Origin of the sequence: Desulfotignum phosphitoxidans DSM 13687, assembly GCF_000350545.1 — a bacterium.
GTDB lineage: Bacteria > Desulfobacterota > Desulfobacteria > Desulfobacterales > Desulfobacteraceae > Desulfotignum > Desulfotignum phosphitoxidans.
In genome coordinates this window covers 24,459-38,797 of record NZ_APJX01000007.1, presented here as the reverse complement: position 1 = coordinate 38,797, position 14,339 = coordinate 24,459, and the positions used below count along the sequence as shown (strand labels likewise).

Annotated in this window: 13 protein-coding genes; 8 read left to right on the top strand and 5 right to left on the bottom strand. The window is 54.6% G+C overall.

The genetic code is table 11. The features are described from left to right. Nucleotides 1-78: 78 nt before the first annotated feature. Nucleotides 79-1,578, top strand: a complete 1,500-nt coding sequence (locus DPO_RS15260; RefSeq protein ID WP_006966995.1) for a sigma-54-dependent transcriptional regulator — start codon at nt 79-81, stop codon at nt 1,576-1,578. Here the strand turns inward: DPO_RS15260 and DPO_RS15255 are convergent. Both DPO_RS15255 and DPO_RS15250 read right to left on the bottom strand, forming a co-directional pair. Then, nucleotides 1,502-3,367 (bottom strand): ATP-binding protein, encoded by a 1,866-nt coding sequence (locus tag DPO_RS15255; RefSeq protein WP_236609975.1) that lies wholly within the window; start codon nt 3,365-3,367, stop codon nt 1,502-1,504. The genes DPO_RS15260 and DPO_RS15255 overlap by 77 nt on opposite strands. 23 nt (nt 3,368-3,390) lie before the next feature. Next, entirely contained in the window at nt 3,391-5,034 is a 1,644-nt protein-coding gene (locus tag DPO_RS15250; RefSeq protein WP_160166923.1) for an ABC transporter substrate-binding protein, read from the bottom strand. A 513-nt stretch (nt 5,035-5,547) separates the two neighbouring features. Here DPO_RS15250 and DPO_RS15245 point away from each other — a divergent pair. Next, nucleotides 5,548-5,859, top strand: coding sequence for a hypothetical protein (locus DPO_RS15245; protein WP_006966988.1), 312 nt, complete (start codon nt 5,548-5,550; stop codon nt 5,857-5,859). Further along, entirely contained in the window at nt 5,856-6,830 is a 975-nt protein-coding gene (locus tag DPO_RS15240) for a PAS domain S-box protein (RefSeq protein WP_006966987.1), read from the top strand. Before DPO_RS15245 ends, DPO_RS15240 begins: the two co-directional genes overlap by 4 nt. 21 nt (nt 6,831-6,851) lie before the next feature. Here the strand turns inward: DPO_RS15240 and DPO_RS15235 are convergent, their stop codons facing one another. From DPO_RS15235 to DPO_RS15225, 3 genes are read right to left on the bottom strand one after another with little or no spacing between them, the layout of a single operon-like run. Beyond that, nucleotides 6,852-7,310 (bottom strand): ferritin-like domain-containing protein, encoded by a 459-nt coding sequence (locus DPO_RS15235; protein WP_006966985.1) that lies wholly within the window; start codon nt 7,308-7,310, stop codon nt 6,852-6,854. 44 nt (nt 7,311-7,354) lie between these two features. After that, complete coding sequence (locus tag DPO_RS15230) at nt 7,355-8,422, bottom strand: oxidoreductase (protein WP_006966983.1); 1,068 nt, start codon at nt 8,420-8,422, stop codon at nt 7,355-7,357. Between the two features lie 49 nt (nt 8,423-8,471). Then, entirely contained in the window at nt 8,472-8,945 is a 474-nt protein-coding gene (locus tag DPO_RS15225; RefSeq protein ID WP_006966981.1) for a GNAT family N-acetyltransferase, read from the bottom strand. A 212-nt stretch (nt 8,946-9,157) separates the two neighbouring features. Here DPO_RS15225 and DPO_RS15220 point away from each other — a divergent pair, with 212 nt between their 5' ends. From DPO_RS15220 to DPO_RS15200, 5 genes are all read left to right on the top strand, one after another. Next, complete coding sequence (locus DPO_RS15220; RefSeq protein WP_006966980.1) at nt 9,158-9,859, top strand: ABC transporter ATP-binding protein; 702 nt, start codon at nt 9,158-9,160, stop codon at nt 9,857-9,859. Further along, nucleotides 9,852-12,380, top strand: a complete 2,529-nt coding sequence (locus DPO_RS15215) for an ABC transporter permease (RefSeq protein ID WP_006966979.1) — start codon at nt 9,852-9,854, stop codon at nt 12,378-12,380. Before DPO_RS15220 ends, DPO_RS15215 begins: the two co-directional genes overlap by 8 nt. Before the next feature lie 2 nt (nt 12,381-12,382). Further along, the gene (locus DPO_RS15210) at nt 12,383-13,507 is read left to right on the top strand and encodes a lipocalin-like domain-containing protein (protein WP_006966978.1); all 1,125 of its coding nucleotides are present in this window, start codon (nt 12,383-12,385) and stop codon (nt 13,505-13,507) included. Nucleotides 13,508-13,727: 220 nt separating this feature from the next. After that, nucleotides 13,728-13,949: a DUF2281 domain-containing protein gene (locus DPO_RS15205; protein ID WP_006966977.1), complete on the top strand. Its 222-nt coding sequence runs from the start codon at nt 13,728-13,730 to the stop codon at nt 13,947-13,949. Further along, on the top strand, nt 13,949-14,314 hold the full coding sequence (locus tag DPO_RS15200; RefSeq protein ID WP_006966976.1) for a type II toxin-antitoxin system PemK/MazF family toxin: 366 nt from the start codon (nt 13,949-13,951) through the stop codon (nt 14,312-14,314). The genes DPO_RS15205 and DPO_RS15200 overlap by 1 nt, the downstream gene beginning before the upstream one ends. Nucleotides 14,315-14,339 lie beyond the last annotated feature (25 nt).

The following is a 14,339-nucleotide window of genomic DNA, read 5'->3' as shown; positions in this document are numbered from 1 at the left end:
TATCGAGTGGCAACGACAAAATCAACCATGAAAAGGGAAAACTGCTGTAAATTCTGGAAAAAAAATCAAATTTATAGTATGCCCCTTTCCAGGCCCGTGACCCCCAAACAATTTTTATTTCAGGGAGACAGACTGGTGGATATCAAGGACGATCCCAACCCGGTACAGATTCTTGTGGTGGATGATGATGAAGCCATCCGGGATGCACTCAAGGAGATTCTGGAAGATGATTATGATGTCACCTGCGCAAAAAGCGGACCTGAAGCGCTTTCAAAGATCCGTTCACACAGATTTGATCTGATTTTTCTGGATATTGTGATGCCGGAAATGGATGGCATTGAAACTTTGAGACAGATCAAGCAGATTGATCTGGACCTGGATGTCATCATGGTTTCAGCCGTTGACCGGGCCCAGGAAGCCACGGATTCCCTGAAACTGGGGGCATATGACTATATCACCAAGCCGTTTGACCATGAGATCATTCTGAACCGGGTGGAAAAAATCGTGGACCGTCAGTGTTTGGCCAGAGAAGTTCGGTATCACCGATCCCAGGTGGCGGCCGGTGCGTTTGAGCCGAAAATCATCACCCAGTCCCCCCATATGACCGCTGTGTTCCAGCTCATGGAAAAGGTGGCCGGATCGGGCAGCAACGTGCTGATCACCGGCGAAAGCGGCACGGGCAAAGAGCTGATCGCCCAGGCCATCCACAATTTAAGCCCTCGGAAGGAAAAACCGTTTGTGGCCATCAACTGCGCGGCCATTCCATCGGAACTGATGGAAGCCGAACTGTTCGGCCATGAAAAAGGGTCGTTTACCGGGGCATACCGCCAGACCACGGGAAAATTCGAGTTTGCCCACCAGGGCACGGTGTTTCTGGATGAAATCGGCTGCCTCAAACCGGAATTCCAGGCCAAACTGCTGCGGTTCATCCAGGAACGGGAATTCGCCCGGGTGGGCGGCAACCGGACCATCAAGGTGGACATCCGGATCATCGCCGCCACCAACACCCGGCTGGATGAAATGATCAAAACCAGGGCGTTCAGAGATGACCTGTATTTCAGACTCAATGTGGTCCCCGTGGACCTGCCGCCTCTGCGAAAAAGAAAAGGGGATGTGCCAGTGCTGGCCGGATATTTTCTGGACCGGTTCAACCGCAGGATGAACAAACATATCACCGGCATCACTCCCGGCGCCCTGGCCGTGCTGGAGGACTACCCCTGGCCGGGCAATATCCGGGAACTGGAAAACCTGATGGAGCGGCTGGTGGTGCTGGGGTCCGACCACCAGCCCATTGATGAAAAAGACCTGCCCTTTGATTTGCTGTTCCATACGGATTCCGGCCGGGAAGCCGCGGAAGCGGCCCGGGAGAGCAAAGGCCTGATCCAGGCCCGCCAGACCTTTGAACGGCATTATATCCTGCGGGCATTGAAGAGCTGCCACTGGAACCAGACCCAGACGGCCCAGGTGCTGGGCATTCACAGAAACACCCTGATTCAGAAAATCAAGACCCTGGATCTGATGCCGGATCAGAAGGAAGGGACAGACAGCACGGATCGATCCCCGGCAGACGAACCGTGAAACAGGTCCCCTCGTGCTCACGGCTGGTCACACTGATCCGGCCTCCGTGTTCCGTGATCACCTTATGGGTGATGGCCAGGCCTAAGCCCGTGCCTTTGGCCTTGGTGGTGAAAAACGGGTTAAAGATATTGTCGACCATCTCCGGGGACATGCCGTGCCCCGTATCCCTGAATTCCAGCATCACTTGGTCCTGATTCCGGGAAACTGATACCTGGAGGGTGCCGCCCCCGGGCATGGCCTGGGCCCCGTTCTGAAGCAGGTTGATAAACGCTTTTTCCAGCTGGTCTGCATCTGCCTGGACCCATGCGGGATCATCCGAAAGATCCGCCTGAAAAAAAATGTCCCGGCCGTTGAAATCCGTTTCCAGCAATGTGGTGCAATGGGTCACCAGGGCACTGATATCTGTGGGCTTGAGCCGGTAACGGGGGGGCCGGGACAGCTCCAGCATTTCTTCGATCAGGGTATTGAGCCGATTGATCTCTCTGGGAACGGTCTGCTGGAACTTTTCCAGAAATCCGGGTTTTTTCAGTTTTTTAGGCAGCAGGGCCACAAAGGTTTTAATGGCGGAAAGTGGATTGCGGATTTCATGGGCCATACCCGCAGCCAGAATGCCTAAGTCCGCCAGCCGCTGGGCCTGCCGGACCTGGGCCTCAAGGCGCTTTAACGCGGTGATGTCGGTCAGAGAAAAAATGATCTCCCGGGACGCTTTGTTCCGGGTTTCCAGGACCCCGGCATTGACCAGAATCACAGTCTCTTTTTTTCCGACATAAGTTCCCAGCTCCCGCTGCTTTTCCACAGACGGGTCCGCCAGTACCTCCCGGATATACACGGCCATCTGGGACTCCGGATCCATCAGATCCCATACCGGCTTTGACCGGACAAGCCGGGCCGCCGGTATTTCCAGAATGCGCCGGGCCGCCGGATTCACTGTGGTGACCCTTCCTGCCATGTCAATGGCCAACAGCCCGTCCCCCATGGTGACCAGGACCTTTTCCATGTATTGCTGCCACCGCCGGATCTCCTGGAGCTGTTCCTCCAGTTTTTTCTTCTGGGCCAGAATTTCCTGGATCATGAATGAAAAATTGGTTGCCAGGATTTCCACTTCATCCCGGGTACGGGGGGAAATCTGAAACGTCAGATCCTGTTTGGCCGCATCCATGGTGGTGGCGGCCAGTTTTTCCAGGGGCCGGGTCACCCGCCGGGCCATCCAGTCGGAGATCAGTATCCCGGCTCCCAGAGCAATGACCCCCAGCACACCGATGATCCAGCGGGTTTGCCGAATCTGCTGCTGCATCAGGCCCAGAGACAGACAGACCCGGATCGTTCCCCAGCGGGCCTGGGAATCCGGCAGGACCACCGGGACGGCAACATGCAGGACTGGTCGACCGGATTTTTTCTGATTTTGGGTCACCACCAGGGGGGTTGTCGCAGCCATCGCTTCCCGGCTGATCTCATCCGTGAGGATCCGGTTCTGGAGATCCGGCCGACGGCTGTATCCGGCAACCCGGCCCTCTTTGTCATAAAATATCACATACAGGATATCGGAAATATCCACCACCTGGTTGGCCAGTTTTTCCAACGCCACATAATTGTAGGTGATGAAGTGATCTCTGGAAACCGCAGCCAGGTTCCGGGCGATATCCATCCCCTGTTTTTCAATACGGCCCTGAATGGTTCGGGTCTGAAGCGACCCCAGCACCAGGGCCAGGGTCCCGAGAAGCAGAATCAGCATCAATGAGCTGATGAGCATGAACCGGTAGCGCAAGGGCAAAGATGCCGGTTTTTTCACATATCACCCCGTGTTTCTTTGACTCACGGCATGGCCGAAGGATCCAGCCATACCTGGTTGAGGGGCATGGCATGGGCTCCCAGGGCACTGACCTGAATCCCTCTGACATCGGGCTGATACACCCGGTCCACGCTCATATAAAACAAGGGAACCAGCGGCAGGGATGCGGTTATCTGCGCTTCGGCTTTCTGATAAACTTCGGCCCGGGCCAGGGGATCGATGGTTTCCCGGGCCTGTCTGAGCAGGTCATCCGTGACCGGATCATGATACTGCATGAAATTGTTGGGGGAGCCGGACGCAAACAGCGGGTGGAGAATGCTGTCCGGATCAGGCATGTCCGCAAACCAGGCATACCGGTAGAGCTGCACGGCATCGGACCGGATATAGGTTTCAAACTCGGCCCAGTCCGTGATGTACCGGACCCGGACACCCACCCCCAGTTTTGCCCAGAAAGCTTTAATCATCTCCATTTCCGCCGCCACCCGGGAAGTCTGGAATGCCGACACCAGCTCCAGTTCCGGCACCTGATCCAGCCCGTCTGCCAGGGCCTGGTCCAGATGCTGCCGGGCAAGATCCGGGTCATTGTCCGGCAGCGGGGAAGCCGGGCTGTAACCGGGCATGCCCGGGGGCAGAATGGTCCTGGCAATGTCAAACTGCCCGTTGTAAACCTGGGCCACAAAAGCGGTCCGGTCAATGGCCGCAGACAGGGCTTTGCGGAATTCCGGATGTGTCAGGTGGGGGTGATCGCAGTTCATGCCGTAAAAAAACAGGCTCAGGGAGGGCCGGTGAAACCACTGCACATCTGCCTGATCCGCCAGTTTTTCCCTGACATCGCCGTAGACCGCCATTTCGTCAATTTTCCGGTGTTGAAAATCCGCCAGAACGGCTGGGTCCTGGCCACCGGCATAGATCTTGAAATGAATCCCCTCCAGGAGGGCGGGCTCTCCGAAATACCCGTCGAACCGCTCCAGATCGATGGACCGGTCCGGGTCCCATTTCACAAACCGGAACGGCCCGGTTCCCAAAGGATGTCTGGCAAATTCGGATGTTGAGTCCTCCACAATTTTTTGGGGCAATATCGCCACCTCATGCATGCCCAGGGCGGTAAGCAGCGGCATATGGGGAGAAACCAGGCGGATTTCCACGGTGTGGGGATCAATGACCGTCAACCCCTCGACCCGGTCCTGGTCCTGACTCCGGAACGCTTCCGCCCCGGTGATCTTCATCAGATGGGGCAAAACCGACGGCGCTGGATTCAGCCGCAGGCGCCGGGAGATGGAAAACACCACATCCGCCGCTGTCACGGGATCGCCGTTGTGAAACCGGGCATTTTCTCGCAGTGTAAACCGGTACACCCGGCCCTCGGCTTCCACCTGCCAGGTCCGGGCCAGGGCCGGCAGTACGGTCAGATAGGAATCAAACCGGACCAGGCCCTCAAACACCTGCCTGACAACCGCAGCACCATACTGATCCTTGACCCGGGCCGGGTCCAGGGTCTCAGGATTGTTCCACAACGGCATCCGGTAGATACCGCCATGGACCGGGGCCGCGCTTTCCGGCTCATTTCCGGGATGAGCCGCTTCTTCCGGGCCGGAGCAGCCGGCCATAATCCATCCCATCAGGAACAACCCCAGGATGACACCAAACAGGGTCTGAAAACCTTTCATGCGCTCTCCCTTGCCTACCGGTTTTTTTATGAAGCAAAAACCTATCACACTAAAATTGTGAAAGCAAGATTTCCAGATGCCCATAAAAAACAGAAACCCGGCCATAATCTGGCCGGGTTTCTGTTTTCAGCATCTGTCTGTCAAAAACGTATTTTAAAATCTACCAGGGTCCTCCTCCGCCTACTGCCAGTGCCGGCAATGCATATCCAGCCACGATCATTCCGATAACCAGTACGTTGATCCACAGATGTTTCATTTCAGGTCTCCTTTTTGGGGTTTGGTATTATTGCATCTTTCAATTGTCTTTACCTATACCCCATAGCAAGGCCTGGACCAGGTTCAAAAATCGATCACAATTTTATATAACCTGTTTAAATCAAAGAGAAAATTCATTTAATTCCCAGGCAGGCGCCTGATTTTTTTCTTCAGGTTTGCACATCTTCATGTGCACCTGATTCAGGTGGCACGAAAAACAGAGGCCGGAAACCTGAAAGCCGGAAACAAGGTGGGTTTATGCCAGGAACCTTCCACCCCCATACCCTCTTGCACACAGATCTGTGCACATTGCCCGGTTTTATGTGCAGGTTCTTTTATTCACGATTACAAATGGTTATGAAAAATATTTTGATGCTTACTGAAAAACAGCCCATGAATCCGGGCAATCCCGTCTCTGCCCCCCTTGCACACCTTTTGTTCGAAACAGATATTCACCTTGGAATCAGACAGTTACAATCAAAGCATCCTGCCGCGGGTTCCGGCACACTATTTGCGACAATCAAATTCGTTGCAACTGAAAAAGGGGATTCACAGGAGGCCATCCATTGATTGTCAGCATGCCGGAATTTCAGGAAAACAATTCACTGATCAGCGGAAAGCCACAGGCATATGAACCAGCAGATTTGTGTGATTTTCTCAGGGGCCGCAGCCCATGGCATTACGATTCTCTTCCCATGGGGTATCTCACCCTGGACAAAAGAGGAAGGATTGTGGATATCAACCGGGTGGCAGCCGGGATACTGGGTTTTTGCAAAAAAGAGTTGATGGGCAAAGATTTTTTCACCCTGCTGGACCCTGAAGACCTGAAAATCATGGAAAAAAACGAGTACGGTCTTCAGGATATGAAGAGCGCTTCACAGATAAATTTGCGCATCCGGACAGTCAGCGGCAGAACCTGGATCAAGGCATTTGCGATGGAAACTGATTTATCAGATCACCAGGCACTGTCCCTGATTTTCACAGACATTACCACCCAGAAACAGACGGAAAAAGAACTGGGCTGGCAACTGCGTGTGACCCGGGAAATGGATGCCATCACAGAGGCCATCACCCAGCAAGACCCGGATTACAGCCGGATCTCCCGGATCGTTTTGACCGCTGCCGCCGACCTGACACAAAGCGCCAACGCATTCATGGCCAGGATTTCCGAAACCTCTCGTTCGACCGTGCAACTGGGTTTCGAACAAGTCTATCCGGAAAAATGCGGTCTTGCGTCTTTGACTTTGACCCTGTCCCCGGACGGCAGGGACGGCATTCACGCCTCTCTGGGAAAAGCCGTCAACACGGGAAAGCCGATTTTCACCATTCAGCCGCCGAAAGATTCCCCCGCACCCGGATTCCTTTTGGGCCATATTCCGATACACAGCGTTCTGGCGGTTCCGTTGCCAGTCAACCACCGACCCCGAAAGTTGCTGATCCTTGCCAATCCGGCAACCCCTTATTCACAGGAGATGGTCAAAATGGTCACACGGCTGGCAAAGCTCTATTCCATTGCGTTGAAACTGGAATTGTCCGGATAAGAAAATCGGATGGATCTCTGCCTACCACACTTCCGGATAGGCCACGTCCACAAATTTCTCCTCCATGGTATGTTTGTGTCCCCTTTCCATGGCTGCCAGATCCAGAAAAATTGTTTTCAACCCGGCATCCGTGCAGTTTTCCGCCAGGCCCGTATATTTTTTCATGGCGATCTCCTCATTTTTCATGGCCAGGCCGATGGCATTCTTGAGATCCATATTTTCTGATACTTTGGGCATGTCAATGGTTTCCGACACATGAAAATCTTTGTCACAGTCAAAATAAGCGGGATCCACTTTTTTCTGATTTAAAATATCGGTCAGGATCTGCTCATGTTTAGCTTCTTCTGCAGCAAATTCAGCAAACACTTTTTTGAGATAATCGTCTTTGATGCGATCAGATACCTGTTCATAAAACCGTCTGGCATCGATCTCACTTTGTATCGCCTTTTCAATCACGTCGCCGTACTGTTCAATCTCCATAAACCCCTCCTTGATATTGTCATTTTGTTTTCTGTGAATTGATGTCAGGGAAGCGGGGTGGTCGTGTATGCCACGCCGGCTTCGTCAGATTTATACAAAGGCAGTTCTCGATCTGCTTCAATATCCGCCACCCAGTCGGGATTCAGCAGCATGGATTTTCCGGACAGGACAAAATCCGCATCTTTCAGCGCCTCTTCCGCAGTTTTACGATCATGAATCTTTCCGCAGATCAGCAACGGCAGATCCGTGACATCCCGGGTGATCTGAGCCATATTCCGGCCCATATCAAAGGCGGGTGCCGAAAAATCATAGGTTGAAACGGAAATGGCATCAATGGGTTCCCGGGAAAATAATTGGACCATGGTCTGCCACTCGGATGCGTCTGAAAACAGGGACACATCCATATCGGCAATGCCCCAGTTGGAAATACGCACCAGCAGAAGGCAATCTTCGGGGATGACCGGTTTGACCGCCTGAATCACGTCATGGATGAAACGATACCGGTTTTCCATGGACCCGCCGTAAGTATCCGTTCGCCGGTTGGAATAAGAAGACAGAAACTGACTGAGCAGATAGCCATGGGCACAATGCAGTTCCAGGCCGTCAAATCCGGCGGCCACCACCCCTTTGGCCGTTTCCACAAACCCGTTGAGCACATGATCCATGTCAAACCGGGACATGGGTTCAGGCACAGGATAAGCCATACCCGTCATGGGATTTTCCTGCATCGGGGCCACGGGACTCGGGGCAATCACCCGGTTGGCCGGATTGATTCCTTCATAGGCCATCCGCCCGCAGTGAAACACCTGACAGATGGACATGGCCCCGTGGCTTTGGATCGCATCCGTTACATTTTTCCAGGCATCCACCTGGACCTGATTTAAAATCCGGGCCTGGCCGGGATATCCCTGGGCGCTTTCATAATCCGTGACAATGGCTTCGGTATACACCATGCCGGCCCCGTTTTCTGCCCGGGTTTTTAAAAATGCCAGCACATCTTCCCTGGGAATGCTGTCCCCGGCCGCAGACATCCTTGTCATGGGTGCCACGCCGATGCGGTTTTTAGCTGTTTTATTTTTGATCGTGAACGGTGAAAATAACTGAGATGTCATTGTTTGGATCCTCCCTGCATGAAGTTATCATTCAGTCGGTTCCATCAATCTAAACCGGATTGTGTGTCATGTCAATGTGATCGATACCATCTTCCGGATAGGAATCCGACACGGGAACAAATCCGTGGGACCGGTAAAATGCCGTCAGATATGTCTGGGCGGAAATGGTGATGTGACACCCCGGCCAGAGCTGACCGGCCGCTGCCAGAATCTGTTTCATCAACAGGTGTCCCAGCCCTTTTTTCCGGTACAAAGGGGCCACCACCACCCGGCCGAAACTGATGTCTGAAAACCGGACACCCGGTGCCAGTATCCGGGCATACGCTGCCAGGCTGCCGTCCTGAACCCGCCCGATGAGATGCCGGGTGTCTGCCAGCTGATCTTTGCCGTCCAGTTCCGGATATGCACAGGCCTGCTCCACCACAAACACATCCACCCGAAGTTTGAGCAGTTCATAAAGCAACCCGGGTGTCAATTCCTCAAAACCGCAGACCTGCCATTCAATGCAGATGTCATCTGTCATTGTCTTATACCCCTTTTTTAATCGTTTTTTTTAGATATCCCATCCACCCAATCAATGCAAGGCCATGGATATTTGTTTAAAACTGATTTTACGCCCGGGCATTGACGTCGCAGGCTGAATCAGCTTATGATTGCAGGCAGTGCCGGTCATAACGGCACAGCCCTTTTTTTTAAGGGTTTGAATCAAACACCTGTTTTCTTAAGGGAGGGTTTGTGGACGTCCAACTGCTGGAAATTGATAAATCCTTTGATGACAGCGGCACCCGCAGAACCATCTTTTCCCGGACATCGGCCCGGTTTGTCTCGGGCAGCGTCTGCATGATCATGGGAAAAAGCGGGGTGGGCAAAAGCTCGCTTTTGAATCTGATATCCGGTATCGACCTGCCGGACCAGGGAAAAATTCTGGTGGGCAACCAGTGCATCAACACCATGACCGACACAAACAGAACTTTGTTCAGGCGACGGCACATCGGGTTCATCTACCAGTTTTTCAACCTGATTCCCGTGTTGACGGTCCTGGAGAATGTCACCCTGATCGCGGAGCTGGACAAAACAGCCCAAAAAACCTGCCTGACAAGGGCCCGGGCCCTGCTGGAACAGGTGGGACTCTGGGACCGGGCCCAAGATTTTCCTGAAACCCTGTCCGGCGGAGAGCAGCAGCGGGTCGCCATTGTCAGAGCCCTGGTGAATGATCCAGATCTGGTACTGGCGGACGAACCCACGGGCAACCTGGACCAGGAAGCCGGCCGGACCATCATGGAAATGATTTCAGATCTGGTGCGCAAACAGAACAAAACCCTGATCATGGTGACCCACAGCCCGGATGCCGCCGTCTGGGCCGACCAGATGTTTACCGTGGCCGATCTGACCCTGACTCCCTTGAAACAGACGTCTTCCGGACAAACCCATGGTTAGCCGGGTACTGATCCGCATCAGCCTGCGCCACAGCCGGCGCCATCTGCTGCGGACCCTGCTGCTGATTTTCGGCATTGCCATGGGCGTGGCCGGGGTCGTGGCCATTGACATTGCAAAAACATCCGTGGAAAAATCCTTTGACCTTTCCACCACGGCCCTGGTGTCCCGGTCCACCCACCAGATTTTAGGCGCGGATCTGGACATCCCCCAGACCACCTTTACCATGATCCGGACCCGGCTGGGCATCCACGCATCCGCCCCCGTGATTTCCCGGCATGTGACGATCCCGGAACTGGAAGACCGGGTCCTCACGCTCATGGGGGTGGACCCGTTTTCAGAAACCCATTTCAGGACCCTGCCCCTGGCGTCGGAAAACCGGGACCTGTCCAATGTCATGACCGGATCATCCGGGGTGTTTCTCGCCCAAACCCTTGGCGACACATTCGGTCTGAAGATCGGCAGTCCTTTGACCATCTCCATGGGGGACCGGCAGATCACGGTCACCCTTGCCGGGTTTCTGGAAGGCCGGGACAAACGATCCAATTTAATTCTGGAAGGCCTGATGGTCACGGACATTTCCGTGGCCCAGGAAATTCTGGACATGAAAGAGAACATCACCCGCATCGATCTGATCCTGCCTTCCCGGGACACAGCCGCTGAGATTCGGAACCACCTGGAAAAAGGATTGTTTCTGGTTGAAACCGACCAGCAGAACCAGGCGGTGCGGAGTCTGTCCCGATCCTTTGAGAACAGTTTGACCGCATTTTCCATGCTGGCCCTGTTCATGGGCATTTTTCTGATTTACAACACCGTGTCTTTTTCCGTTTCCCGCCGCCACCGGCTCCATGCCATCCTCCGGGCTTTGGGCACCACCCGGAACGAGGTTTTTTTCACGGTCATGGCGGAAGTGATGCTGTATGCCGTGATCGGTGCCGTGTCCGGGGTGGTGCTGGGCATTCTGATGGGCACAGCCGCGGTCCAGGCCGTCACGGCCACGGTGTCGGAGATGTATTTCACCCTGACTGTGGGTCAGACCCAGATAACCGGTGCCACCCTTGCCAAGGGACTGGTGGCCGGTGTGCTGACCTCCCTGATTGCCGGTCTTTTCCCGGCCCTGGCCGCGGCCGGCACAAGGCCGGTGAGCCTGATGCACAAATCCGTGTCTGAATACCGGTTCCAGCGGATGATTCCCGGCCTGTTCATCCTGGGCCTGATCATTCTCACCGCCGCCGGATTATTGATGAAAGCGGGTCATGACCATGCCGGGTATGATTTTTCCGGCCTGTTCATGATTTTTTTCGGGGCCGCCCTTTTGACACCGCTGATCATCCGCATGCTGGTCCGGGCATTGCTGGCAGCCGGCTCCCGTGTGTTGGGGATCATGATAAAAATGGCGTTGAGAAACATCACCCGGTCTTTGCGCCAGACCAGCGTGCTCATGGCCTCACTCATGGTGGTCACTTCCGTCTATATCGGCATCGGGGTGATGACCGGCAGTTTCAGGCAATCCATTGTCCAGTGGGTGGACGACCACATCGGGGGCCATGTTCATGTGTCTTCGGCAGATGAACGAAACCCGTCCCTGGACCCGGCACTGGTGGAAAAAATAAAAAGTCTGCCGGAAGTGGCGGCTGTGTCCGCCTACAACATTCATCCTGTGTTTTCCCGGGCCGCAGGCAAGGTGCATCTGTTTTCCTATCAGTCGAATCAGTCCAAAAACCGCTGGTCCTGGACCGCGGCCCCGGAACCGGAACTGGACGCTCTGCTGGAAAAAGGATGGATTTTTGTATCGGAAATCTTTGCCCGGCAGCATCAGGTGGAGCCGGAACAAGGCGCGGCCGTGGTTCTGGAAACCCGCCAGGGGCCGGTATCTTTTCAGATCGCCGGCATTTTCCGGGATTTTTTCATGGGCGGGGGCCGGGTGGTGATGTCCCGGGAGACCATGGCCCGATTTTGGGGACATGATGACATCACGGCCATGCAGCTGTTTCTGGAAAACGAAATTTCCGTCAACCCCGTGATAAACACCATCAAACAGATGATTCCGCCGGGATCGCTGATCCAGCTGCAGCCCGGAGCAGATATCAAACAGAGCATCCTTGCGGTGTTTGACAACACCTTTGTCATCACGTCCGCCCTGCAGGTGCTCACGGCCATTGTGGCGTTGACGGGTATTTTAAATGCCGTCATGGCCCTGCTGCTGGAACGGACCCGGGAGATCGGCATTCTGAGGGCCTGCGGCACTTTGCCCGGCCAGGTCCGGGGCCTGCTGATCCATGAATGCTTTTTCTACGGCCTGCTCTCCGGGATCATGGCCATCCCCTTGGGCATTGCCTTGTCCTGGATCCTGATTCATGTGATCAACCAGCGAACCTTTGGATGGACCTATGACATGATTCTTTCACCCGGGATTCTGGTGCAGGCCCTGGTGCTGTCATCGGCAGCAGCCCTGGCCGCCGGCATCTTTCCGGCCCTGGCTGCCGGCCGGATCCGGATTTCCGAAGCCCTTCACATGGAGTAGCCATGAAACATCTGTCCGTCATTGCCATACACATGCTTGTCCCCGTGCTGCTCCTGATGCAAGCCCTTTGTTTCTGGGGCTGCACCCCGGAGGACTCCGAACGTATCGATATTGCCCAGGCCCTGTCTGAAACCCGGGGCACGGACTGCTTTGACCGGGTCATGGCTCCCCGGCCCCTGACATTTCCCGAGGATGCCGGACCTCACGATACCTTCCGCACTGAATGGTGGTACTACACGGGCAACCTGACCACGGACACGGGCCGGCATTTCGGATATCAGCTCACGTTTTTCCGCCAGGCACTGTCGTGTGATCCCGTCACGGGCACGTCTCAATGGCGGACCCGGCAGCTGTACCTGGCCCATCTGGCGCTCACGGACTCCCAAAACCGGCGGTTTTACAGCACCTCCCGCATGAACCGGGAGAGCCTGGGCATTGCCGGCAGCCGGTCCGATCCCTTCACTGTCTGGCTGGACGACTGGCAGGTGACCGATACGGGGACCGGCTTGGCCATGGAAGCCGCAGCCAATGACATCTCCCTGTCTTTCACCCTGGTGCAGGCCAAGCCCCCCATTTTCCAGGGGGACGGGGGATTTTCCCCCAAAGGCCCGGGAAAAGGCAATGCTTCGTATTATTATTCCCTGCCCCGGCTTCTCACCCAGGGCACCATCCGCATGGGAAATGAGCGTTTTAAAGTCCGGGGCCATTCCTGGTTTGACCACGAATGGAGCACCACGGTGCTGGGAGAAAACATCCAGGGTTGGGACTGGTTTTCGGCTCACCTAGAAGACGGCCGGGATCTCATGGTGTGCCGGATCCGGAAAGCCGACGGCACTGAGAACGGATACAGCTTCGGCAGCATTTCACTGGCAGACGGCACCTGTGTGATCCTGTCGGAATCGGATTTCACCCTGACCCCGACAGGCCACTGGAAAAGCCCGGACACGGGCACGCGCTACCCGGTCCGATGGCGGATTCAGATCCCGGATCATGACCTGGACCTGCACGTGACCCCGGTGATCGACCACCAGGAGCATACCCATGCCTTTGCCTACTGGGAAGGGGCCATGCGCTTTACCGGAAACAATGTCCAGGGCATGGGATACCTGGAAATGACCGGTTATTGAAACACTTCGCACGCTTTTAAAGTAACGTTTTTCAAAGCAATTTTTGCAGATACAATTCTAATCATTAAACCTGTAAATAATTATGACCCATGCCTGCATGGCTGAAGTTTCAAAAAAACAAGAATTGCAAAATTGTTGAAGTTTGTTAAACTATATAGAAAATATGGAGTTTCGAATATTTTTTCACAGGACCGAAAAAGAAAGATAATTGGGGGCAGCTATGACCGTTTCTCAAAAAATCGCAGATCATGTCCGGGATTTGCCGGAACCGGAACAAATTGAGGTACTGGATTTCATCGAGTATCTGGAGACAAAAGCCCGGTTGCGCAGGTCAAGGGACGAAGCAAAAGAGTGGTCGACTTTATCGCTGAAGAGTGCTATGCGGGGGATGGAGGAAGAGCCGAGTGACTACAGCATGGACGACCTGAAAGAGACCTTTTGATGGCTGAAGAAGGCCAGGTAGTCCTTTTCCGCTTTCCGCAGACCGACCAGAAAGAGGGCAAGTTGCGGCCGGCGCTGTTGTTGCGGCAAGTGCCCGGATGCTACAATGACTGGTTGGTCTGTATGATTTCTTCGCAGACTCACCAGATTTTTTCCGCGACAGATGAACTGGTTTCTGAATCCGATGGAGATTATAAGAACAGCGGCTTGAAGCGTGCCAGTGTTATACGGGCTACGCGGCTTGCCGTTGTCCATCAGGACATGCTGGAGGGGGCCATTGGAAAGCTGGGAAAGGATCGTCTCACGAGGATTCGTATTAATCTTGCCAACTGGATAGCGGGAAGCCAACCAGAGGATGCCGGCTGACCGCCTTCCGGATGATGTCCGGGCA

Excerpts from the sequence above, each read along its gene's own strand:
- DPO_RS15210 (WP_006966978.1), top strand. The coding sequence starts at position 12,383 with ATGAAACATCTGTCCGTCATTGCCATACACATGCTTGTCCCCGTGCTG.
- DPO_RS15250 (WP_160166923.1), bottom strand. The coding sequence starts at position 5,034 with ATGAAAGGTTTTCAGACCCTGTTTGGTGTCATCCTGGGGTTGTTCCTG.
- DPO_RS15215 (WP_006966979.1), top strand. The coding sequence starts at position 9,852 with ATGGTTAGCCGGGTACTGATCCGCATCAGCCTGCGCCACAGCCGGCGC.
- DPO_RS15200 (WP_006966976.1), top strand. The coding sequence starts at position 13,949 with ATGGCTGAAGAAGGCCAGGTAGTCCTTTTCCGCTTTCCGCAGACCGAC.
- DPO_RS15225 (WP_006966981.1), bottom strand. The coding sequence starts at position 8,945 with ATGACAGATGACATCTGCATTGAATGGCAGGTCTGCGGTTTTGAGGAA.
- DPO_RS15260 (WP_006966995.1), top strand. The coding sequence starts at position 79 with ATGCCCCTTTCCAGGCCCGTGACCCCCAAACAATTTTTATTTCAGGGA.
- DPO_RS15205 (WP_006966977.1), top strand. The coding sequence starts at position 13,728 with ATGACCGTTTCTCAAAAAATCGCAGATCATGTCCGGGATTTGCCGGAA.
- DPO_RS15245 (WP_006966988.1), top strand. The coding sequence starts at position 5,548 with ATGCCAGGAACCTTCCACCCCCATACCCTCTTGCACACAGATCTGTGC.
- DPO_RS15230 (WP_006966983.1), bottom strand. The coding sequence starts at position 8,422 with ATGACATCTCAGTTATTTTCACCGTTCACGATCAAAAATAAAACAGCT.
- DPO_RS15235 (WP_006966985.1), bottom strand. The coding sequence starts at position 7,310 with ATGGAGATTGAACAGTACGGCGACGTGATTGAAAAGGCGATACAAAGT.